22 protein-coding genes and 1 pseudogene are annotated in these 20,460 nt (G+C 70.3%); 15 read left to right on the plus strand and 8 right to left on the minus strand.

Features of this window, described 5'->3' with window-relative positions:
- Window positions 1–5 precede the first annotated feature (5 nt).
- Window positions 6–620, minus strand: coding sequence for a hypothetical protein (locus ATM97_RS06355; RefSeq protein WP_218717003.1), 615 nt, complete (start codon window positions 618–620; stop codon window positions 6–8).
- Between the two features lie 82 nt (window positions 621–702).
- Here ATM97_RS06355 and ATM97_RS06360 point away from each other — a divergent pair, with 82 nt between their 5' ends.
- Together ATM97_RS06360 and ATM97_RS06365 are read left to right on the plus strand one after the other, a co-directional pair.
- A complete protein-coding gene (locus tag ATM97_RS06360) occupies window positions 703–1,335 on the plus strand; it encodes a response regulator transcription factor (protein WP_218717004.1) in 633 nt (210 codons plus the stop codon).
- A 106-nt stretch (window positions 1,336–1,441) separates the two neighbouring features.
- Window positions 1,442–1,675, plus strand: coding sequence for an anti-sigma factor (locus ATM97_RS06365; RefSeq protein ID WP_218717005.1), 234 nt, complete (start codon window positions 1,442–1,444; stop codon window positions 1,673–1,675).
- 5 nt (window positions 1,676–1,680) lie between these two features.
- Here ATM97_RS06365 and ATM97_RS06370 read toward each other — a convergent pair whose 3' ends face one another.
- Complete coding sequence (locus ATM97_RS06370; protein ID WP_218717006.1) at window positions 1,681–2,205, minus strand: DM13 domain-containing protein; 525 nt, start codon at window positions 2,203–2,205, stop codon at window positions 1,681–1,683.
- Window positions 2,206–2,299: 94 nt separating this feature from the next.
- Here ATM97_RS06370 and ATM97_RS06375 point away from each other — a divergent pair, with 94 nt between their 5' ends.
- From ATM97_RS06375 to ATM97_RS06385, 3 genes and pseudogenes are all read left to right on the plus strand, one after another.
- A complete protein-coding gene (locus ATM97_RS06375) occupies window positions 2,300–2,938 on the plus strand; it encodes an RNA polymerase sigma factor (protein ID WP_218717007.1) in 639 nt (212 codons plus the stop codon).
- Between the two features lie 257 nt (window positions 2,939–3,195).
- A complete protein-coding gene (locus ATM97_RS06380; protein WP_218717008.1) occupies window positions 3,196–3,900 on the plus strand; it encodes a flavodoxin family protein in 705 nt (234 codons plus the stop codon).
- Window positions 3,901–4,264: 364 nt separating this feature from the next.
- Window positions 4,265–4,591: pseudogene (locus ATM97_RS06385) on the plus strand (transglycosylase family protein); the annotation flags it as partial.
- A gap of 91 nt (window positions 4,592–4,682) precedes the next feature.
- Here ATM97_RS06385 and ATM97_RS06390 read toward each other — a convergent pair.
- On the minus strand, window positions 4,683–5,180 hold the full coding sequence (locus tag ATM97_RS06390) for a DoxX family protein (RefSeq protein WP_218717010.1): 498 nt from the start codon (window positions 5,178–5,180) through the stop codon (window positions 4,683–4,685).
- A 26-nt stretch (window positions 5,181–5,206) separates the two neighbouring features.
- Window positions 5,207–5,959: a dioxygenase gene (locus ATM97_RS06395; protein ID WP_218717027.1), complete on the minus strand. Its 753-nt coding sequence runs from the start codon at window positions 5,957–5,959 to the stop codon at window positions 5,207–5,209.
- A 100-nt stretch (window positions 5,960–6,059) separates the two neighbouring features.
- On the opposite strand from ATM97_RS06395, the gene ATM97_RS06400 reads away from it, so the two are divergent.
- Complete coding sequence (locus ATM97_RS06400; RefSeq protein ID WP_218717011.1) at window positions 6,060–6,512, plus strand: MarR family winged helix-turn-helix transcriptional regulator; 453 nt, start codon at window positions 6,060–6,062, stop codon at window positions 6,510–6,512.
- Here the strand turns inward: ATM97_RS06400 and ATM97_RS06405 are convergent.
- Window positions 6,509–7,756, minus strand: a complete 1,248-nt coding sequence (locus ATM97_RS06405) for a CdaR family transcriptional regulator (protein WP_218717012.1) — start codon at window positions 7,754–7,756, stop codon at window positions 6,509–6,511. The two genes, ATM97_RS06400 and ATM97_RS06405, sit on opposite strands and share 4 nt — an antisense overlap.
- Window positions 7,757–7,947: 191 nt before the next feature.
- Here ATM97_RS06405 and ATM97_RS06410 point away from each other — a divergent pair, with 191 nt between their 5' ends.
- Together ATM97_RS06410 and ATM97_RS06415 are read left to right on the plus strand one after the other, a co-directional pair.
- Window positions 7,948–9,108 (plus strand): triacylglycerol lipase, encoded by a 1,161-nt coding sequence (locus tag ATM97_RS06410; RefSeq protein WP_218717013.1) that lies wholly within the window; start codon window positions 7,948–7,950, stop codon window positions 9,106–9,108.
- Window positions 9,105–10,400 (plus strand): lipase family protein, encoded by a 1,296-nt coding sequence (locus tag ATM97_RS06415; RefSeq protein ID WP_218717014.1) that lies wholly within the window; start codon window positions 9,105–9,107, stop codon window positions 10,398–10,400. The genes ATM97_RS06410 and ATM97_RS06415 overlap by 4 nt, the downstream gene beginning before the upstream one ends.
- A 501-nt stretch (window positions 10,401–10,901) precedes the next feature.
- On the opposite strand, the gene ATM97_RS06420 is transcribed toward ATM97_RS06415, so the two are convergent.
- Window positions 10,902–11,876: a cation diffusion facilitator family transporter gene (locus ATM97_RS06420; protein WP_218717015.1), complete on the minus strand. Its 975-nt coding sequence runs from the start codon at window positions 11,874–11,876 to the stop codon at window positions 10,902–10,904.
- A gap of 250 nt (window positions 11,877–12,126) precedes the next feature.
- Between ATM97_RS06420 and ATM97_RS06425 the strand changes: the two genes are divergently transcribed.
- From ATM97_RS06425 to ATM97_RS06435, 3 genes are all read left to right on the plus strand, one after another.
- Window positions 12,127–13,215: a histidine kinase gene (locus ATM97_RS06425; protein WP_218717016.1), complete on the plus strand. Its 1,089-nt coding sequence runs from the start codon at window positions 12,127–12,129 to the stop codon at window positions 13,213–13,215.
- Window positions 13,212–13,880, plus strand: coding sequence for a response regulator transcription factor (locus tag ATM97_RS06430; RefSeq protein WP_308248393.1), 669 nt, complete (start codon window positions 13,212–13,214; stop codon window positions 13,878–13,880). Before ATM97_RS06425 ends, ATM97_RS06430 begins: the two co-directional genes overlap by 4 nt.
- Window positions 13,881–14,034: 154 nt before the next feature.
- Window positions 14,035–15,537 carry a nitrilase-related carbon-nitrogen hydrolase gene (locus tag ATM97_RS06435; RefSeq protein ID WP_218717017.1) on the plus strand — a complete coding sequence of 501 codons (1,503 nt, stop codon included), beginning with the start codon at window positions 14,035–14,037 and terminating at the stop codon, window positions 15,535–15,537.
- Here ATM97_RS06435 and ATM97_RS06440 read toward each other — a convergent pair.
- The gene (locus ATM97_RS06440) at window positions 15,518–16,405 is read right to left on the minus strand and encodes an NmrA/HSCARG family protein (RefSeq protein ID WP_218717018.1); all 888 of its coding nucleotides are present in this window, start codon (window positions 16,403–16,405) and stop codon (window positions 15,518–15,520) included. The genes ATM97_RS06435 and ATM97_RS06440 overlap by 20 nt on opposite strands.
- Before the next feature lie 134 nt (window positions 16,406–16,539).
- On the opposite strand from ATM97_RS06440, the gene ATM97_RS06445 reads away from it, so the two are divergent.
- Entirely contained in the window at window positions 16,540–17,370 is an 831-nt protein-coding gene (locus ATM97_RS06445) for a helix-turn-helix transcriptional regulator (protein WP_218717019.1), read from the plus strand.
- 154 nt (window positions 17,371–17,524) lie between these two features.
- Complete coding sequence (locus ATM97_RS06450) at window positions 17,525–18,088, plus strand: GNAT family N-acetyltransferase (protein ID WP_218717020.1); 564 nt, start codon at window positions 17,525–17,527, stop codon at window positions 18,086–18,088.
- 46 nt (window positions 18,089–18,134) lie between these two features.
- Here the strand turns inward: ATM97_RS06450 and ATM97_RS06455 are convergent, their stop codons facing one another.
- Complete coding sequence (locus tag ATM97_RS06455) at window positions 18,135–18,461, minus strand: hypothetical protein (protein ID WP_218717021.1); 327 nt, start codon at window positions 18,459–18,461, stop codon at window positions 18,135–18,137.
- Between the two features lie 214 nt (window positions 18,462–18,675).
- Between ATM97_RS06455 and ATM97_RS06460 the strand changes: the two genes are divergently transcribed.
- Window positions 18,676–19,212, plus strand: a complete 537-nt coding sequence (locus tag ATM97_RS06460; RefSeq protein ID WP_218717022.1) for a sigma-70 family RNA polymerase sigma factor — start codon at window positions 18,676–18,678, stop codon at window positions 19,210–19,212.
- Between the two features lie 177 nt (window positions 19,213–19,389).
- On the plus strand, window positions 19,390–20,460 hold a 1,071-nt coding region (locus tag ATM97_RS06465), incomplete at its 3' end, for an N-acetylmuramoyl-L-alanine amidase (RefSeq protein ID WP_218717023.1).

Here is a 20,460-nt window from a genome sequence, read left to right on the forward strand (position 1 = left end):
ATTCGCTACGCCGCCGCGGGCATCCAGTGCCGGTGCGACCGGGGCGCCGGTAGGACCAGTCGGGTGGTGCTCGGTCGCATCCGGACCGGGGCCTGGGTCCCGGCCGCGGGCCGCCCGGCGCCGACGACCTCGACCGGTGCGCCGGTATTCGTGACCGGCCCACGTGCGGCGATGGACGGCGCGGCCGGCTCCGGGCCCGCGAAGACGACCATCCGCAGCACCAGGAACCGTCCGATCCCGGCCAGCCCCGACGCCGACAGATAGACGACCTGCACGGTCGATACGCCCGGCGACGGCTGGACGGCGAACAGTGCGAACATCGCCGCGCTCGTCACCGCGTAGGCCGCCGCGGCCGAGCCCGCCGATTGCCAGTGCTCCCGCCACCCCGGCAGCGCGCGCCCGCCGAAGGTGATCAGCGCGTGCAGCACCGTGCCGAGCAGCGTCGAGACGATCGTGACCACCGCGTTCGCGACGGCCCACGGCAGCACGCAGGCCAGCTGCCCGACCGCCGCGCTCGAGACCAGTCCCAGCCCGCCGCCGCACGCCACGAAGCGTGCGAACGCCGCGATCGGGCCGGGTGTGGTGTCCCCACTCCGCGCCGCACGCACGTTGTTCGTCATGCCGAACACTGTACGTCTGACGAACAGTGTGCGCAACGGGGAACGCTGTTCCGACCGGGGCCGCGCGCTAGCATCGGCACTTGTGAATCCCGCCGTGCGCCTGTTGATCTGCGACGATCACGCGGTCGTCCGCGCCGGACTGCACGCACTGCTGTCGAGCGCGCCCGATATCGAGGTGATCGGCGAGGCCGCCGACGGCCCGGCCGCGGTCGCGCTGGCGGCGAGCCTGCACCCCGACGTGGTGCTGATGGACCTGCAACTCGGCAGCGACATGGACGGCGTCGAAGCGACCCGCCGGATCACCGCGCAAGCCGCCCCGACCCCGCACGTCCTGGTCCTCACCACCTACGACACCGACGCCGACATCACCCGCGCGATCGAGGCGGGCGCCACCGGCTACCTGCTCAAGGCCGAACGGCCCGAGGAACTGTTCGCCGCCATCCATGCCGCCGCGAGCGGCCAGACCGCGCTGTCCGCGCCGGTCGCGGCGAAGGTGATGGCCAAGATGCGCAATCCCGGCCCGACCCTCACCGCCCGCGAGCGCGACATCCTCGGCCAGCTCGCGCGGGGCCTCGGCAATCGCGAGATCGCCCGCGCGCTGCACATCAGCGAGGCGACGGTGAAGACGCACCTGGGTCGCATCTACGACAAGCTCGGCGTCGACACCAGGGCGGCGGCCGTCGCGGTGGCGACGGAGAAGCGGCTGCTCGCCTGAGCCGGTGACGGCGGCCACCCCCGCTGTAACGCCGGGCCCGCGCCGGGCTCTGAACCGGTGCGGCGATGACTATGCTGTGCCGAGCGAGCGAGAGGAGCCAGGACGCATGGACTGCGACGAATTCGTCGAGCTGGTCACCGGGTTCCTCGACGGCGCTCTCGACAGCGAGACCGAGCTGCGTTTCCTCGCCCATCTCGCCGAGTGCGACGGCTGCGAGGTCTACCTCGACCAGATCCGCCGCACCACCCGTGACCTCGGCGAACTCACGCCCGAGCAGCTCTCCGGCGACGCGCGCAGCACCTTGCTCGCGGCCTTTCGCGACTGGCATCGCCCCGCCTGACCCGCTCAGGCCGGCGTCAGCGTGGCCGCCCCGAACGACACGTGGAAGCGGGCGCACCAGATGCTCACCGACCGGATCGCCGACAGATCGGTGTCGGCGGGCAGGGCGTAGTTCTGACTGCCCTCGTTGCCCTTGAGCGCGCCCAGGTCGAGGTGCGTGCCGTCGTCGAAGTTGTGCCAGTCGTCGCCGATCACCGGCTGATCGGTGAGCCACACGTGCAGCGCGGGGCCGTCGGAGGTGCGCAGATCGGTGATCCGCAGGACCAGTGCGCCGTCGGGGGAGCGCTGTAGCTGTGCCGAACCGGTCGTCTCGTGCTCGTGGGAGAGGAACTCGCCGGCGGCGATCACCGACAGCGGCGCGCCGCCCGTCGCCGTGACCGGGGCCTCGTCGACGGTCGTCGTCGTGAACAACCGCCACGGCTGGAACAGGTACAGGCCGACGACCAGCGCGGCGACGAACCCCACCGCCAGCACGCTGAGGACGGTACGGCGGATACGGCGGTGCGGCATGGTCTTCTCCTTCTCTCGCATGCGTTCTCCGTTCCCGGACCCGTCCCGCGCGTTACACCGCGCGACGGCGGTACTGTGCTGCCAGCGACGCGAGTGGTGACAGCGAGGAGACCCGGTGGGACACGACGGCGCCCTGTCCGCCGACGACGTGCTCGTCGCCGAGCTACGGTCGGGAGTCGACGCGACGTTCGCCTTGGTCGTGGACGCCTGGTCCGGCTCGATGCTGCGCTTGGCGCGCTCGTTCGTCTCCACCGACGCCTCCGCCGAGGAAGTCGTGCAGGAGGCGTGGCTGGCCGTGGTGCAGGGCGTCGACCGTTTCGAAGGCCGCTCCTCGCTCAAGACGTGGGTGTATCGGATCCTGGTGAACACCGCCAAGAAGCGCGGGATCAAGGAGCATCGCACGGTCCCGTTCGCCACGCTGCTGCCCGAGGACGAGGGCCCGGCCGTCGATCCGGGCCGTTTCCGCCCACCCGGTGACCGCTATCCGGGCCACTGGGCGGTCGGCGCCCAGCCGCGCCCGTGGTCCGAACCCGAGGACGCCGCCGAGCGCGCCGAAGTGGCCCGCCTGCTCGCCGCCGCCGTGGCCACCCTGCCGCCCCGCCACCGCACGGTTCTCACCCTGCGCGATGTCGACGGCTACTCCGCCGACGAGGTCTGCGCGCTGCTCGACATCTCCGCGGGCAATCAGCGGGTGATCCTGCACCGCGCCAGAGCGACAGTGCGCGCCCGGCTCGAGCAGTACTTCCAGCGCTAGCCCCACAACCTCGCGACGAGGTCGGCGGCGCCGATCCAGCACCAGCTGGTCCTGCTCCGGCTGGATCGCGACCCGGACCTGCCGCACCGGGCGGCCGAGAGCGCGGTGGCCGGGGCGGGCCGTCCTTCGTGACATCGTGCTGTGCTCTCGCGGCGGCTTGGAACGTGATCTCGCGGCCGTAACGTCACCGGCGGTGCGGGCACGGTACCGCGTGGCGGGTTCACTGCCGCGTCATCCACCGAGGAGGCCGAACGACCATGGCGACCTATGACGATCTGTCGGCGCTGTTCATCAACTGCACGCTCAAGCGCTCGCCCGAACCGAGCAATACGCAGGGGCTGATCGACGTCAGCGCGCACATCATGGCGGAGAACGGCGTCGCCGTCTCGCAGCTGCGCGCGGTCGATCACGACATCGCCACCGGTGTCTGGCCCGACATGACCGAGCACGGCTGGGCCACCGACGCGTGGCCCGCGCTGCAGGAGCAGGTCATGGCCGCCGACATCCTGGTGCTCGCGGGGCCCATCTGGCTCGGTGACAACAGTTCGGTCACCAAGCGGGTGATCGAGCGGCTCTACGGCAACTCCTCCCAGCTCAACGCTGCGGGCCAGTACGCCTACTACGGCAAGGTCGGTGGCTGTGTGATCACCGGGAACGAGGACGGCGTCAAGCACTGCGCGATGAACATCCTCTACAGCCTCCAGCACCTGGGCTACACCATTCCGCCGCAGGCCGACGCCGGCTGGATCGGCGAGGCGGGGCCGGGCCCGTCCTACCTGGACCCCGGTTCGGGCGGCCCGGACAACGACTTCACCAACCGCAACACCACCTTCATGACCTGGAATCTCCTGCATCTGGCCCGGATCCTGCGCGATGTCGGCGGCATCCCGGCGCATGGCAACCAGCGCTCGGAATGGGATGCCGGCTGCCGGTTCGGCTTCGAGAACCCCGAATATCGCTGATCCGCGCGGGCACGATGCCCGAATTGCCGGATAGGAAACGTGACCCGGGTCTCTATAACTTGGTGATCCCGATCACATTACGGTGCTATAACGACAGTAATGTGATTACGGATTTGTCACGGCGGACCAGCGCGGAACACTGTTCCTTTGGACAATGGCCGGTACAGACGCGTCCGTGATCCGGACGTGATCTCGGCTCGCATTCCGGCTACATTCGGTCACGGCTTGAACAACAACCCGAGCCGAATCGAATCGCAGAACACCGGAAAGCCTGCCCCGCGATTTCGAGGATCCCCGACATTACTGAGGGGCAGGGACGCGGTGGATTTCATCACCGAGCCGGTGGGCGCAGGCAGGAATCCTTATGTCTTTCAATCGCAAGTTCACCACTCGTGCCCTCGGTTTCGCCGCTGTCGCCGGCGCCATGATCGCCGTTCCGGCCGGTCTGACCACCGCGACCGCCTCGGCGAACAACTGGGACGCCGTGGCGCAGTGCGAGAGCACGGGCAACTGGAACATCAACACCGGTAACGGCTACTACGGCGGCCTGCAGTTCTCGCAGAGCACCTGGGAGGCCTACGGTGGCACCGGCACCGCCGACAACGCCAGCCGCGAGGAGCAGATCCGCGTCGCCGAGAACGTGCTGGCCGCGCAGGGTCCCGGCGCCTGGCCGGTGTGCAGCGCCTACCTGTAAAGCGCGCTGAAGTAAGACTTTCCTTGTCGGGAAACGAATAACCCGCTATTCGATGCACACGTCGAATAGCGGGTTTTTTCGTTGAATTTCAATTCCGGATCAGCAGCGTGATACCGGCCACGATCACGGCCAGGGCAATAGCGGCCAAGCCGTAGACGAGCTTGTAGTCGCGCAGCCCCGGGACGAACCGGTCGAGCGCGAAACCGCCTGCGCCACTGAGTGCGAGGCTGGTCGCCGCGACCGCCAGGATCGTCTCGTATTCGACACCCTTGGGCGCGAAGAACCCGCCCCACTTCACCGCGATCGCGTTGAGCATCGTGCCCAGGATCGCCGCGGCGGCCAGTGGGGTGAGCAGGCCGAGGATCAGGCCGATGCCGCCGAGCGTCTCGCTCAGTCCGGCCACCACGGCGAAGGATTTCGCCATCGGATAGCCGCTCGCCGCGAAGAACTTCTCGGTTCCGGACAGGCCGCCGCCGTCGAACCAGGCGAACAGCTTCTGGGTGCCGTGCGCGGCCATGGTCGCGCCGACGCCGAGGCGTAGCACCAGCAGGCCGGCGTCGGTGGGGGTGGTCGATGTCGTCGTCATGGCGATGTCCTTTCCGTTTCGCCCGGTCAGCCGATCTGAACCGAGCGTCGTGCCATCCCGAACCAGTAACCGTCGATGACGGTGCGCAGGGAGTCGATGTCCTCGGCGCCGGCGCCGAGGGTGAGGAACAGCGGAGCGAAGTGCTCGGTGCGCGGATGGGCCAGGCGCGGTGCGGGGGCGGTGTGCTCGAAGTCGAGCAGCGCGTCGATATCGCGGTCGTCGAGGGCCCGGCGGCCCCAGTCGTCGAACTCGGCGGTGAACGAGTGCACGTGGTGGTCGTCGGCGGTGAGCGCGCGCAGGTTGTGGGTGAAGAACCCGCTGCCGATGATGAGCACGCCTTCGTCGCGCAGCGGCGCGAGCGCGCGGCCGAGCTTCATCAGGTCCCGCGGATCCAGTGTAGGGATCGACAGTTGCAGCACCGGGATGTCGGCATCGGGGTACATCCGGCTCAGCGGGACGTAGGCGCCGTGGTCGAGGCCGCGGTCGGGAGCGTCGGCGACGGTGCCGCCGAGCAGCTCACGCACCCGGGCGGCGACATCGGGCGCGCCCGGGGCGGCGTAGCGCTCGGCGTAGTAGCGCGGGGCGAAGCCGCTGAAGTCGTAGACCAGCGGCACGGTGGTGGTCGCTCCCAGGGTGACCGGGGCCGACTCCCAGTGCGCGGACACGATCAGGATCGCCCGCGGCCGGGGCAGCTCGGCCGACCAGGCGGCGAGCTCGGCGGGCCAGGTGGCGTGATCGATCAGCGGCGGGGCGCCGTGGGAGAGGTAGAGCACCGGCATGGTCACGGTGGGCTCCTTCGGATCGGGTGAACTACTGATGTTCAAATTTGAACAATACGCGATGCGCAGCTATTCCGCCGAAGTGATTAGGGTTTGCGGCATGGAAGAACCCAGGTGGCTCGATGCCGAGGAGATGCGGCTGTGGGTCAGGTTCCTGGCCGCGGGCGCGCTCGTCGACCGCGCGGTGGACCAGCACCTCAAGGGGGAGGGGCTCACGCACACCCAGTACGAGGTGCTGGTCCGGCTCGCCGCCGAGACCGGCGGCGCGATGCGGATGACCGACCTCGCCGCCGCGATCTACACCTCCAAGAGCGGGCTCACCTACCAGGTGGGCAAGCTCGAGCGAGCCGGGTTGGTGCGCCGCGTCGACGACGACACCGATGTCCGCGGCGTCAACGCCGTGCTCACCGCGGCGGGCCGGGCCAAGCTCGACGCCGTGGCCCCCGGACACGTCGAGGTCGTGCGCCGGGTGTTCGTCGACGTGCTCGAGCCCGCGCAGCGCGCCGCGATCTCCGCCGGGCTCGGCGCCGTCGCTGACGGCTTGACCCGCTAGACCTGCTGATCCTCGCCGCGGCGCTGCGGGGTGTCGAGCCGGTGCACGGTGAGCGCGGCGGCCAGCATGCGCGAATCCGTGGGGTCGGCCGGATCGAGGCCGGTGAGCTCGGCGATGCGGCGCAACCGGTAGGTGAAGGTGTTGGGGTGCACGTGGATTCTGCGCGAGGCCGTCTTGCGGTCGGCGCCGTGGCGCAGGTGCGCCTCCAGCGCCTCGATCAGGTGCGGGCTGCCGAGCAGCGGAATCACCCGCTGCGCCAGGCGTTCCCGGGCCGGGCCGGGGCGGGTGAGCTGATATTCGAGCAGGAGGTCGTCGAGGCGGTAGCAGCCGCCGGGCCTGCCGCGCAGCCGCGCCAGCTCGGTCAGCTCGGTCGCGTCCTTGGCCGCGGCCGGGATGGCATCGCGGGCGACGCCGGAGAACTCGGCCAGATACACCGTCACGCCGTACTGCTCGGTCAGCCGGGCGGCGAGCTCGTCGAAGCGCTGCGCGTCCAGGACGTCGGTCTCGGAGCTGTTGCTCAGCAGCGCGATGCCGTTGGCGCCGTCGAAGGTGGCCGGGGTGGTGGTGCCGGTGAGCTCGTCGAGCGCGCGCTGGAGCACCCGGATGCGGCGGCGGGTCACCAGGTTGGCCGCGCTGCCGGTGCGGGCGGGTTCGCTCAGGTGGATCGCCAGCACCGTGTACTGCTCGGCTAGCACGGTGTCGGCGCGCGCGGCGAGTTCCTCGGCGGGTAGCCCGCGCACCAGCGCCGAACACAGTTCCCGGCGGGCCTCGCGCTCGGCGTGATAGATCGACTGCTCGACCTCGGTGTAGGTCTCGACGACGGTGACATTGATATGGCGCAGCAGCTCGAGCAGCCCGCTGCCGACCCGGATCAGGTCGTTCATCTCCGTGGGCTCGGCCAGCGCGGACGCCTCGGCGAGGACGGCCTGCGCCGAGCCGTGGATCGCGCCGATCAACATCGGCAGCGGCAGGCGGTCCTCGGCGTGGCGCTCGGCGACCGGCCCGACGAACGCGGCGACCTCGGCCTGGGTGAACTCGCGCTCGGCCGCGATCGCCTCGAGCACCGCGCGCCCGCAGGCGTAGATGGTCGGCAGGACTTCCGCGGTGAAGTGGCCGGGCGGCAGTTCGGCGGGCGCGGTGGCGCCGAGCCCCGCGGCGAGCATGCGCTCGGCGATCTGCGGCCAGCGTGTCAATAGTCGTGCGGTCAAAGCGGGTGGTGCGGAAACGGGGTGTTCGGCGAGCATGACTCGATTGTGTCCGAGAACAGGGCGTCGTGGGCACCTCCCGTCGAGAAGGCACAGATCTTGGTTCTCGCGCCAACAAGAGTCGGGTTTTCTCGGTTCACCGTGCAGTGACAGCGATGTGGCGCCGGTCATAGATTCGCTGAGCGCGTCCGAGCCGACGCTGGCCGACGCGGTTCGAGGAAGTGACCACCATGATTGCAACGACGCAGCCACTGCGCCGCACCCTGTGCGGACTCGGCATCGCCGCGGGTCTCACCGCGGCCTCGGTCCTCGGCGCCGGTACGGCGACCGCCGACCCGGTGCTGGAACCGACCATCGCCTCGCTGGCCGAATACCTCGACGCCGGCATGGCCACGACCCCCGACGGTCGTCGCCCCACCGCCATCGCCGACACCGGCAGCGCCTCCGGCAGCAGCTCGGGTTCCTCGGGCAGCCGGGCCTCCGACGCCGTCGGCGAGGGGCCGGAGATGTCGGCCTATCTGCCCGCCTTCGCCTACGGCCTGCTGCACCCCGACGCCGCGCCGCCCGGCGCCAATCGCTGGGACTGCACACCGAGCGCGCAGCATCCGCGCCCCGTCGTGCTCCTGCACGGCACCTGGCTCAACGCCTACGACACCTTCTCCTACCTCTCGCCGCGCCTGGCGCAGGCCGGATATTGCGTCTTCGCCCTGAACTACGGCAAGTCGGCGCTGCTCGAGGGCGGCGGGCTCGGCGCCGTGCTGCCGGGCCGCTACGGGGTCGGGCCGATGGCCGACTCCGCCGACCAGGTCGCGGCATTCATCGAACGGGTGCGGGCGGCCACCGGCGCCGACCAGGTCGACATCGTCGGCCATTCGCAGGGCGGCACGATCGCCAACCAGTACCTCAAGTTCGACGGTGGACAGGGCAAGGTCGACAAGCTGGTCACCTTCGGCGCCACCCACCACGGCACCGCGCTGCTCGGCATCGCCACGCTCGGCCGGATGATCAACAACGCCGGCATCGACATCCTCGGCTTCTACCGGCCGATCATCGGCGTGGCCAATGTCGAACAGGCCGTCGGCTCGCCGTTCTACACCACGCTCAACGCCACCGGTGACACCGTCCCCGGCGTCGCCTACACCGTGGTCGGCTCCCGCTACGACGAGGTCATGAACCCCCTCGACCTGACCTTCCTGCGGGCCGGGCCCGACGCGACCGTCGACAACATCGCCCTGCAGGACGGGTGTGAGCAGGACGTCTCCGACCACCTGACCATGATGTACTCGCCCCGCGCGGCCTCGATCGCGCTGCGGGCTCTCGATCCGGAAGGCAGCCCCGCCTTGACTTGTACGTTCAACCCCTGGTTCTTCGGTGGCGGCGGCAGCCTATGAGGCTCGACCTGCCCGCGCTGACGCAGTGGGGCACCGCGCCACTGCTTCCGCCCGACGATCCGTTCTACCTCGCCCCGCCCGGAGCCGAGCTGCTCGCGCCGGGCACGGTGGTGCGCTCGCGTTCGGTGGAGCTGGCCCTGTTCGGGGTGGTGCGGCAGCGGATCGTGGCCTGGCAACTGCTGTATCGGACCTGCGATCTCGACGGCGCGCCGGAAGTGTCGGTGACCACGGTGCTGTTGCCGTGGGGCGCCGACCCCACCCGCCCGCGACCGCTGATCTCGTTCCAGTGCGCGATCGACGCCGTCGCACCGCGGTGCTTTCCCTCCTACGCGCTGCGGCTCGGCGCGCAGACCACCGGCTCGATCGCACCGCTCGAACTGCCGATCGTGGCGATGGCGCTGAAGCAGGGGTGGGCGGTGTCGGTGCCCGATCACGAGGGCCTCGGTGGCCGGTTCGGCGCCGCCCGCGAGCCCGGCTACCGGGCGCTGGACGGGATCAGAGCCGCGCTCGGCTTCGTGCCGCTGGGCCTGAGCCCGTCGACGCCGGTGGCCCTGTGGGGCTATTCCGGCGGCGGCCTGGCGACGGCGTGGGCGGCGGAGCTGGCCGCCGACTACGCGCCGGAGCTGAACATCGTCGGCGCGGCGGCCGGGTCGCCGGTCGGAGATCCGGCGGCGGCGTTCGTCCGCCTCAACGGCGGCTGGTTCGCCGGATTCCCGGCCGCGTTCGTCGCGGGTCTGCGCCGGGCCTACCCCGATCTCGACCCGGTCCTCGACGACCACCTCGACGACCGGTACCGCGGCCTGCTCGGCGAAGCCGAAGAGCGCACCACCTTCGCGCTGCTGTGGCGCTTCGCCCGCCGCGACGTCACCCGGCATCTGCGCGACGGCCTCGCCGGGCTGCTGGCCGAACCGGCCCTGCGCCGCATCCTGGCCGACATCGAGCCCGGCACCAGGGCGCCCGCCGCCCCGCTGCTGGTGGTGCAGGGCGTGCGCGACGAGGTCATCGCCGTGGCCGACGTCGACGCGCACGTCGAGCGCTATCGGCGGGCGGGCGCGACGGTCGAATACCTGCGCGTGCGCCGTGGCTCGCACCTGCCGCTGGAGTTCCTGGTGGTTCCGGTCGTGCTGGCCTGGCTGGCCGACCGGTTCGCCGGGCGTCCGGTGACGTCGGGGACGGCCACCGTCGCCTCCGTCGCCCGCGACGGCGCCGCGCTGCGGGCCCACCTCGGCTTCCTCGGCCTGGTCGCGGGGATGTTCGGCGGCCGACCCATCCGCGGCGACGAATATGTGTGACCAGATGTCGCGCTATGTATTCGTGATCGGTGCCCCTATTTCTCGGGGCATCGGAAATTCGGGCTTATCGGATGAGCGCAACATGAATCTCATGCGATTCTCATAATCCCCTCAGAAACGTGAGGTATTTGAGCAAAACCGCAGGTGGTAATAGGTTTCAATGGGTTGTTGTTACGAGGGTCACGAATTCTCCGAATGTCGTAACTCGCGGCGTTCTGGTGTCGATAGGCCATCTGTAAGCCAGCTTCGGCTGGGCCTATGCGAGAAACAGAGGAATTATTATGATCCCCGTTATCATCGACACCGGTAGTGCCGCCCTGAACGGCCTCTTCGACACCCTCGGCGCCGCCCTGCACGGCCTGGTCGACACCCTGTGGACCGGCTCCTTCGGCGGCTGACCCCAGCCCCAGGTCGATGAAACGACCAGGTCCGCCCTGACAGCGTGACCGACGAGAAGGCCCCGCACCGTTGCCGGTGTGGGGCCTTCCCTCGTTCGTGGGGTCAGTGCGTGTGCGGCGCCCGCCCGGTCGAGACGTGCTTGGGGCCGTGCGCCTCGCCGCAGTGGCTGTCGTCGTCGGCGGCGCCGATCCCGATGACCGCGGGCCGAGCGTGGTCGACCTGCAAGGTGACGTGCTCGATGTGGTGCTCGTGGTCGAGCATGTGCGCGATGTCCTCGCGGACCGCGTGGCAGTCGTGCCCCGGCTGCACGAGCACGTGCGCCGAGAGGGCGGGGGAGCCGGAGGTGATCTCCCAGATGTGCAGGTCGTGCACCTCGGTCACGCCGTCGCGGGCGGCCATGTCGCGACCGACCTGCTCGGGGTCGAGGTAGTCGGGGGCGGCCTCGAGGAAGATCCGGCTCGACGCCCGGATCAGCCCGATGCCCGCCTTGATCATCAGCACGACCACGATCAGGGTGGCGACGACGTCGGCCTGCACCCAGCCCGTGAGGATGATGACCAGGCCGGCCACGGCGGTCGCGATGAAGGCGAACAGGTCGTTGAGGATGTGCTGGTAGGCGCCCTCGACATTGAGGCTGGTCCGGTCGGCGCGGCTGATCATCCAGGTCGCCAGCACATTGACCACGATGCCGACCAGCGCGGTGACCAGCACCAGCGTGCCGTGCACCTCCGGCGGCTCGAACAGCCTGCGAATCGCCTCGTGGCCCAGCCACAGCGCCAGCAGCAGCAGTGTCAGGCCGTTGGCCTGCGCCGAGAGGATCTCCACCCGCTTCCAGCCGAAGGTCATCCGGCCGGTGGCCGGGCGCTTGGCGAGGCGGATCGCCACCAGGGCCAGCACGATCGAGGCGGCGTCGGTGGTCATGTGCGCCGCGTCGGAGAGCAGTGCCAGCGAATCGGCCACGATGCCGACGATCACCTCACCGATCAGGAAGGTGACGATCACCGCCAGCGCCCCGGCCAGCCAGCGCTTGTCGCTGTCGGCCGACACCCCGTGGTCGTGTCCGTGTCCTGCGCCCATCGTGTTCACCTCTCCCTGCGGTTCGATCGGTCGCTATCGTATGCACACATCGCTATGTATGCAATTCGTTCTTGGTCGGGGCGGTCCGAGCCGGGCATCATCGCAGGTCATCGGCCTGTGGGCTGCCCGTTGCTCCGGTCCGGATCCAGCCTAGGCCCGTGAGCGCCGCCGTGGGGAACCACCCGCGCGGCGCCGGAATCACTCTCGCGAGGGAGGCGCGGCGCGGCGTCACCGGTCAGACTGGATCGTCGTGGACCTGCTTCGGAAACCGCCGGAACCGATCGATGTGCTGATCGCCGTCATCGTGACGGTCGTGACCGTCGGGCCCGCCGTCGTCGCCGGTGCGGCGTGGTGGATCGTCGGCCTGTCGGCGTTGGCCTCGGTTCCGGTGTTGTGGCGGCGCCGGGCGCCACTGGCCACCTTGGCGGTGGTCGGACCCGCGATCACCGCGCTGTCGTGCGCGCACGCCATGCCCGTGTTGCCGTTCGGCACCGTCGTCTGCGTCTACACGATCGCCGCCTACTGCCCGGCGAGCCGGCGGCGCATCGCGTTCGTGCTGGTCGCGGCGGGAATTCTGGTCTCGCTGCTGGTACCGCATGAATCCGCCGACTCCTACGGTTACGCCGCGATGTCGTTCCTGACCGCCTGGGCGCTCGGCGCCGGGGCGCGGGCTCGCCAGGCCCAGATCGACGTTCTCGCCGAGCGGGCCCGCCGCCTCGACGAGGAACGGGCGAGCGCCGTGGCCAGGGAACGGCTGCGTATCGCCCGGGACATGCACGACGGCCTCGCCCACACCATCGGCGCCATGATCCTGCGCGCCGAGACCGGCCCCCTGCTCGCGCACCCGACCGCCACCGACGCCGCCTTCGCCGCGATCGCCGACGACGGCCGCGCTGCCCTGCGCGAACTCCGGCACAGCATCGGCGCCCTGCGTGACAGCGACGACCTGCCGCACCCACTCGGCGTGGCCGCCGTCGCCGATCTCGTCGCGCGGGCCGAGCGCGCGGGATTGGCCGCGTACTACACCGAACACGGACCACGCGCGCCGATCGCGCCGCAGACCGAGGCCGCCGCCTACCGGATCGTGCAGGAGGCGCTCACCAACACCGGCAAGCACGCGCGGGCGAGCCGGGTCGACGTCGCGTTGTGCTGGTCGGCGGACCGGCTCGGGGTCAGCGTCGTCGACGACGGCACCGCCGCGCCACGATCGGACGCCACCGGCTTCGGCTTGCTCGGAATGCGCGAGCGCGTGCACGCCTGCGGCGGCGTACTCCGTGCGGGGCCGACCGCGACCGGCTACGCCGTCGACGCCGAACTGCCACTGACACAGGGGAAGTGAGCATGCGGGTCCTCGTCGTCGACGATCAGGAACTGTTCCGCACGGGCTTCCGGCTGATCCTGGCAGCCGAACCCGACATCGAGGTCGTGGGTGAAGCCGCCGACGGCACCGACGCCGTTGCGGCGGCACGACGGCTGCGGCCCGACGTCGTGGTGATGGATCTGCGGATGCCCCGGCTCGACGGTGTCGCCGCCACCGCCCGGATCTGCGCGGCCGGCGACGCGAAAGTCCTGGTATTGACCATGTTCGACATGGATGACTACGTCTACGCGGCCCTGCGAGCGGGTGCGAGCGGGTTCCTCCTCAAGGACGCTCGCCGCACCGAACTCGTCAACGCGGTCCGCGTCGTCGCGGCGGGGGAGGCCTTGCTCGCCCCGTCGGTGACCCGCCGCCTGATCGCCGAGATCGCGCGCACCCGTCGACCGGATGCCACACCCCACCTGGCGGCCCTCACCGCCCGCGAACGCGACATCCTGCGCGAGCTCGCCGCGGGCCGATCCAACGCGGAACTGGCCGCGCGCCTGGTCGTCACCGAGCACACCGTGAAAACCCATGTCAGCTCGGTCCTGGCGAAACTCGGATTGCGCGACCGGGCGCAGGCGGTGGTGTTCGCCTACGAATCCGGGATGGTGGCGCCGGGCGACAACGGGCTGCCGGGACGCTGACCCCCCTCGCGCGAGGGAGGCGAGACCGCTCGCCCGGGCGATGTGCGCGGGGCCGGTTGCCACCCACCATCGAGCGGTGACGTTCTCGACGAAAAGATCTGTCCACGTAGGTATCTGGTGCGCTGCCACGGCGCTGTCGGCAGGGTTGTGGGCGGTGGGAACCGGCCTGCATCCGATCCCGCTGGTCGCGTTTCTCGCGCCACTACCGGTGCTGTGGACGGCGCCGCGTTATCCCGCCTGGGCTGTGGGCGCGGCGGCCGTGCTGTCGTGGCTCGGCGGAACTACCCGCTACTGGCCGTATTTCGTCCGGACGCTGGAACAACCGCTGACCGCCGCCGCCATACTGCTCGGCGGCAGTGCCATCGCCTACGGGGCGTGCGTCCTGCTGTTCCGCACGCTGCTCGCGCGCCGGCGAATCGGACTCGCCGCGCTCGCCTTCCCCGCCGCCTGGACCTGCGCGGAATACCTGCACCGCCTGGTCGGCGGGGTCGGCGCGTGGTGGAGCATCGGCTACTCCCAGGCCGAGGTGGGACCGATCGTGCGGATCGCGGCGGTCACCGGCGTCGCGGGGATCAGCTTCCTGGTGCTGGCCGTGCCCGCCGTCGTCGCGGCCGTGACGGTGCCGGGAGAGCGAACCGCGTGCCCGCACCCGACTGCCGATGCCGTGGCGACGCCGAAAACGGTGACGATCGATGGTGCTGCCGGTACCGCGCATCAGGGGCGAAACATGCGCCGAAGCCGCGCTCTCGCAGGCGACGCCCCGGCCGTGTCATCGGTGCGAAAGACGGTGCGGTGCCGGACCTTCGGTGTCGCGGTGGTGCTGATTCTCGGGGTCGGCGGGGTCGGTGCGTGGTACTCGGCCGCCGAGGGGCCTGTCGTCCGGGTCGCGGTCGTCGCGCTGGCGCAGCCGCCGATGTACGTTCCCGTCGATTCCGCACCCGGCGCGGCGATGATCGCCGAGGCGGTGACGATGGTCGGGCGCGCGGCCGATCAGGGCGCGCAGGTCGTCGTGTTCACCGAGAAGGCCTGGCATGCCACCCGATCCGACATCGCCCTGCTGAGCGGACCACTCGACGAAGTCGCCACGCGGCGCGGAATACACGTGGTGGTCGGGTCGGAACTGGAGCACCCTGACGGCAACGTCAATGCCGCCATCGCCTATCCGGGTGACATCGTTTACGCGAAGCGGTATCTGGTGCCCGGCCTGGAAGCCGGCTTGCGGGCAGGCCGGAGCGTGGTGCCGGTACCCGGTCGGCCATGGGCACTCGCGATCTGCGCCGATCTCGACCACCCCGACCTCGTCCGCGAGAACCGCGCGAACGGAGCGACCCTGCTGCTCGCCCCCGCCCTGGACTTCACCGTCGACCATTGGCTGCACAGCCGCATGGCCGTCGTGCGAGCCGTCGAGTCGGGCATCGCCATCGCCCGACCCGCGCAACTCGGCGAACTGGTCGGGGTCGACGCGCGCGGCCGGATCGCCGTCGCGGTCGAAACCGACATCACTGAAACCCGAATGGCCCTAGCCGATCTCGGCACCAGCCAGGGCGCCACGCCGTACGGCCGGTGGGGCGACTGGTTCGGCGTGCCGACCCTCACGATCATGTCGCTCGGCGTGTTGGTCGCCCTACGCCGGCCGGCTACGGCCGCCAGCCGGTAGCCGCCAGCCAGGACGGCAGGTCCTGCACACCGGGGTGGGCGACGCGCAGCGCGGCCAGGTCGAGCGGTTCGTCGGGCCGCTCGTTGAAATACGCGAACATCTTGCCCACCTGCTCGTCGAAGGCCCGCACCGCCTCGATCGGCACCTGCACGCTGCGCGCGGGCAACCCGGCCACCGCGCCGAAGACCTCGGCGATCTGCGGCGGGGTCAGCCGATCACCGGCGATCGGCAGCGTGCGGCCCAGGTACTCCTCGCGGTGGGTCAGGGCGAGCGCGGCGAAGGCGCCGATATCCCGAACCGAGATCAGCGAGATCGGGATATCCTCGCGCACCGCGAGATTCACCAGCAGCGTGCCGGAATCGTCGAGCACCGGACGATTGAAGGACCGGAAGTTGTCCATGAAGAACACCGGCCGCAGGATCGTCGCCGGGACGCCCTGCGCGGCGATGTACTCCTCGAGGTGGGTCTTCGCGGCGTAGTACTCCACCCCCGAGTCCTCCCCGGCGCCCCGCAGCGAGCTGTACACGAGATGGTCGATCCCGCTGTCGCGCGCCAGATCGATCACCAGCTCACCCCGCCGCTGCTCGGCGGCGATCCCGGCCGCGGTGATGTGGACCCCCTCCATCATCGTGAGCATCAGGAACACACTGTCGCTGCCGTCCAGCGCGGCCTTCACGCTGCCCGGATCGTCGAGATCGCCCACCACCAGCTCGGCACCCTCGGCGCGCAGCGCCAGCGCACCCGCCGATTCCGGATCGCGCACGAACGCCCTGACCCGCCGTCCTCGTTCGAGCAGCGCCGCCGCGGTCGCCCGCCCCTGCTGCCCGGTGGCACCGATCACCAGCACCGGCCCGTTGTCGTCACTCATCGTCGTACTCCCTTGTCCCGGCTGATCTTTCGCGATCACCTCTCGACTACGACGCTAAGCCGCCGACGCCTCGCGGTCCTGGCACCGATACTGCTACCCAGAACATCACTGTTCGCCGAGACACCGGGAGCGTCATGAGCGAAAATCGCCGCACCGAACTGGCCGCCTTCCTCACCACCCACCGCTCCCGCTTGCGGCCCGCCGACGTCGGTCTGCCCGAGGACCTGATCCCGGGCCGCCGCAGAACCCCGGGCTTGCGCCGCGAAGAGGTCGCCGAACTGGCCGGGGTGAGTCTCACCTGGTACACGTGGCTGGAGCAGGGCCGCAAGATCACCGCGAGCCCGCAGGTGGTCGACGCGCTGGCCCGAGCGCTGCGCCTGGAACCCGTGCAGCACAGACAGTTACGCAGGCTGGCGGGTCTGGCCGACCCGGTGGTGACCTACCGCGCCACCGATCAGCTCTCGCGTCTGCAGCGTCTGGTCGACGAGATGTGGCCGACTCCGGCCGTGGTGCACGACGCCTGCCTGGACTTCGTCGTGTGGAACAGCGCGTTCCGCCGGATCCGCACCGATCCGTCCGCCCTGGCACCCGAGCGCCGGAATCTGCTGTGGTGGATGTACACCGACGAGCGCAACCGAGCCATGATGCGCGGCTGGGAAGCCGCCGCGCGGGCGATCCTGAGCCAGTTCCGGGTGCTGGTCGGCAACAGCCCCGGCGACCAACGCCTGACCCGCGTGGTCACCGAATTGAGCGCCGCCAGTGCCGAATTCCGCAGCTGGTGGTCGGAGTATCCGGTACAGGACTTCCAGCCCGCCGTCCTCGACATCGACCATCCCGAGATAGGGCCGATCGCCCTCGAGCTGTTCCAGCTGCGGCTGGTCGAGAACCCGGAACTGCTCCTCGTCGCGCAGTTGCCCGCCACCGCCGAGGATCGTGAACTGATCCGCACCTACCTGAACGGTTGACGCGAATCCGCCGGCGCTGTCCGTGCCCTGGGCCTGTGGGTCGGTGGGCTCAGGATCACGTGAACGTCATTGCCGTGAAGGAGTTCACGTATGTCGAGGTTGTCCGAGCGGGGTGCAAGATGGGTGGATCGACGTCCACGCAACGGAAGGCCACATGACACAGTCACCGATGCTGTCCGCGATCCAGATCGTCGCGGAGCGTGTGCTGCTGCGCAAGGCGCGTGACACCGATCGGGAAGGGCTCATAGAGCTGCAGACCGACCCGGATGTCTGGACCTTCCTCGGGGAGCCGCGGCGGCGGGAGGATGTCGAACGACGCATCGACGCGATCGGCGGAGCGGCCAACGCGACCGCGACTCCGGGCCACTTCGTCATCGCCGACAAGGTCACCGATGAGCTGATCGGCACCTTCGAACTCAAACGGCGCGCCGCCGACGAGCCCGGCCACGTCACCGACGACGGTGGGGAACTGGAACTGGGCTACCTGCTGCGGCGTCGCGCCTGGGGCGCGGGCCTGGCGTCCGAAGCCGCCCGCGCCGTGTTGCGCGCTGCCGCGGATGAACTCCCGGACCAGCCCGTCCTCATCGCGACCCGGTCGGCCAACGTTCGCTCGCGCGGACTCGCCGCTCGCCTGGGACTTCGAGTGGTCGGCACTTTCGAATGGTTCGGTGCCGAGCAGACCCTGTGCACGGCCGCCTTGCACTCGTTCCGGGCCTGAACTGCCGGCGCGGCCTGCCGACCGGCGTCGCGTGTTTGTTCCGCGATCAGTCGTCCTGCTCGGGCCAGTCGTCCTCGACGATCACCCGTCCCGCTTCGTAGCGCTCGGCGACCGCCGAGCACGGGTAGGTCGGCCAGTACGACACGGCGCCGGTCGCCTTGTCGATGACGTACACCGAACCGCCGATCGGCAGTGGCCGATCCACGGGCGCGTGTAGCGGCCGGACCTCGTAGACGACGAAGCCGCCGGCGAATTCGACGATGTGCCGGTCGGTGGCCGGGATCGGGGGTGGTAGATGGTCGGCCGCGATGCGGGTGGCCTCGGCCCGGTCGACCGGCGTCTGCGCGTCGGTCGGATATGCATGGATGTCCACGTTTTCTCGCTCCCTCGCCGCGATTGTCGTCGCCGATCCCCGCTCGCGCCAGGGAATGGGTGGAAAAGGGCGAGCCCGGCGGCCCTGCTCCCCCCTCCTGGAGCAGGCCCTGGCCGGGCTCGCGAAACGAGTGTCGCGTGCGGGGCCAGCAGGATTCTGAAGAGCGGCTTAACGCCGGCGTTGTCATCGGGGCGATGCGCGGCGATAACCCCACATGAAGGACAACTCCTGCGGTGCGCACTGCGCGCGCCTGTGTACCCCCGACGGGCTGGCCGAGGTGCTGGCCACCGACCGTGGCCTGCTGCACTGGCGGGCGATGCGCAGTCTGGGAGATCCCGGCCTGGCCGAGCACGCGGTGCAGGAGACCCTGCTGCGTGGCTGGCGGTCGTGTCGCGACTTCGACGCGCGCAAGGGCAGCGTGCGGACCTGGCTGCTGGCGATCGAGCGCAACGTCGTCGTCGACATCGTGCGGGCGCGCGCCGCCCGGCCCGGTGATGTCGGCTGGGACGACATCACCGAGGTCGCCTGCATCGGCAGGCCGGATTTCGCCGACGGGCTGGTCGACGGGTTGCTGGTCGATCAGCTGCTGGCCCGACTGCCCGAGCCGCAGCGGGCCGCGGTCGTCGAGGTGATCCTGCACGATCGCGGCTACCGGGAGGTGGCCGCGGATTTCGGGGTGCCGGTGGGGACGGTGAAGACCCGCGTGCACTACGCGCTGCGCTCGCTGCGGCAATTGCCCGAGGTTGCCTGATCGGGTCGACATCGCTCGCGATCTGGGCATTTGACCAGCGCTAACCTGCGCTTTCCTCTCGTCACATTTCGGTAACGGTGCTTGCTCTGTGGTTGCTCACGTTGCAAGAGTGAACCACTGGGTTTGGTGTTACCAATGGGAAGGGAGGGGTGCTCCGTTCCGGGGCACCGACCGAACATGCAACCAAACATCATCAAGGCCGGTCTCTGCTCCACCGTCTCCGCCGCGGTCGTCCTGTCGCTGACGGGACTGGTGCCCGCGACGGCGCACGCCGCGCCGGAACCCGCCGTCGGCGACCAGCTCGCCGGCAAGACGATCTTCCTCGACCCCGGCCATCAGGGGTCCGCGCACGCGGAGGATCTGAGCCGCCAGGTCGACAACGGGCGCGGCGGCACCAAGGACTGCCAGACCACCGGCATGACCTCGCTCAACGGCATCCCCGAGCACACCATCAACTGGGAGGTCACCCAGCTGGTGAAGGCGTCGCTGCAGGCGCTCGGCGCCGAGGTGGTGCTCAGTCGCGCCGACGACACCGGCTGGGGCGGCTGCGTCGACGATCGCGCCCGCGCCGCCAATGAGTCCGGTGCCGCGATCGCGGTGAGCATCCACGCCGACAGCGCCCCTGCCGACCAGCGCGGCTTCCATCTGATCGTGCCGCAGCTGCCGATCCCCGATGCGGTCGCCGACCGCGCGCAGTCCGGTGCGGGCCGCGCCGCGTCGACCGCGGTGCGCGATGCCTATCTCGCCGCCGGCTTCCCGTCCGCCACCTACGCGGGCGTCAGCAACGGGTTGCAGACCAGGGCAGATGTGGCCGGCCCGGCGCTGACCCAGGTGCCGCTGGTCTTCGTCGAGATGGGCAACGGCGCCAATCCCGAGGACGCCGCACTGCTCGAATCACGCGAGGGACAGCTCGAGCACGCCGTCGCGATCGCGACCGGGGTGGTGGGCTTCCTGCTCAACAAGCCCGTCTCGGCCGCCGTGCCCGCGTCCGCGCCGGATTCGACACCCGCGAACGGCCGCGTCCCCGCCGCGACCCCCGCTCCGGCGCCGGAACCAGCCGCCGCGCCGACCACCCCGGCCCCGGCACCGGGCGCGCCGGTGGAATCCGATCCGAACCCCGCCGACCCGGCACCGAGGGCCGCCGATCCGGCCCCGGCTGCGAACCCGAACCCCGCCGCCCCGGCCCCGGCAGCGAACTCGAATCCCGCCGATCCGGCCCCGGCCCCGGCAGAGAATCCGGCTCCGGCC

It is taken from the genome of Nocardia sp. MH4 (assembly GCF_019266065.1).
Classification (GTDB): Bacteria; Actinomycetota; Actinomycetes; order Mycobacteriales; family Mycobacteriaceae; genus Nocardia; species Nocardia canadensis.

Excerpts from the sequence above, each read along its gene's own strand:
- ATM97_RS06370 (WP_218717006.1), bottom strand. The coding sequence starts at position 2,205 with ATGCGAGAGAAGGAGAAGACCATGCCGCACCGCCGTATCCGCCGTACC.
- ATM97_RS06410 (WP_218717013.1), top strand. The coding sequence starts at position 7,948 with ATGATTGCAACGACGCAGCCACTGCGCCGCACCCTGTGCGGACTCGGC.
- ATM97_RS06415 (WP_218717014.1), top strand. The coding sequence starts at position 9,105 with ATGAGGCTCGACCTGCCCGCGCTGACGCAGTGGGGCACCGCGCCACTG.
- ATM97_RS06380 (WP_218717008.1), top strand. The coding sequence starts at position 3,196 with ATGGCGACCTATGACGATCTGTCGGCGCTGTTCATCAACTGCACGCTC.
- ATM97_RS06365 (WP_218717005.1), top strand. The coding sequence starts at position 1,442 with ATGGACTGCGACGAATTCGTCGAGCTGGTCACCGGGTTCCTCGACGGC.
- ATM97_RS06405 (WP_218717012.1), bottom strand. The coding sequence starts at position 7,756 with ATGCTCGCCGAACACCCCGTTTCCGCACCACCCGCTTTGACCGCACGA.
- ATM97_RS06440 (WP_218717018.1), bottom strand. The coding sequence starts at position 16,405 with ATGAGTGACGACAACGGGCCGGTGCTGGTGATCGGTGCCACCGGGCAG.
- ATM97_RS06400 (WP_218717011.1), top strand. The coding sequence starts at position 6,060 with ATGGAAGAACCCAGGTGGCTCGATGCCGAGGAGATGCGGCTGTGGGTC.
- ATM97_RS06460 (WP_218717022.1), top strand. The coding sequence starts at position 18,676 with ATGAAGGACAACTCCTGCGGTGCGCACTGCGCGCGCCTGTGTACCCCC.
- ATM97_RS06450 (WP_218717020.1), top strand. The coding sequence starts at position 17,525 with ATGACACAGTCACCGATGCTGTCCGCGATCCAGATCGTCGCGGAGCGT.
- ATM97_RS06420 (WP_218717015.1), bottom strand. The coding sequence starts at position 11,876 with ATGGGCGCAGGACACGGACACGACCACGGGGTGTCGGCCGACAGCGAC.
- ATM97_RS06355 (WP_218717003.1), bottom strand. The coding sequence starts at position 620 with ATGACGAACAACGTGCGTGCGGCGCGGAGTGGGGACACCACACCCGGC.
- ATM97_RS06395 (WP_218717027.1), bottom strand. The coding sequence starts at position 5,959 with ATGCCGGTGCTCTACCTCTCCCACGGCGCCCCGCCGCTGATCGATCAC.
- ATM97_RS06445 (WP_218717019.1), top strand. The coding sequence starts at position 16,540 with ATGAGCGAAAATCGCCGCACCGAACTGGCCGCCTTCCTCACCACCCAC.
- ATM97_RS06390 (WP_218717010.1), bottom strand. The coding sequence starts at position 5,180 with ATGACGACGACATCGACCACCCCCACCGACGCCGGCCTGCTGGTGCTA.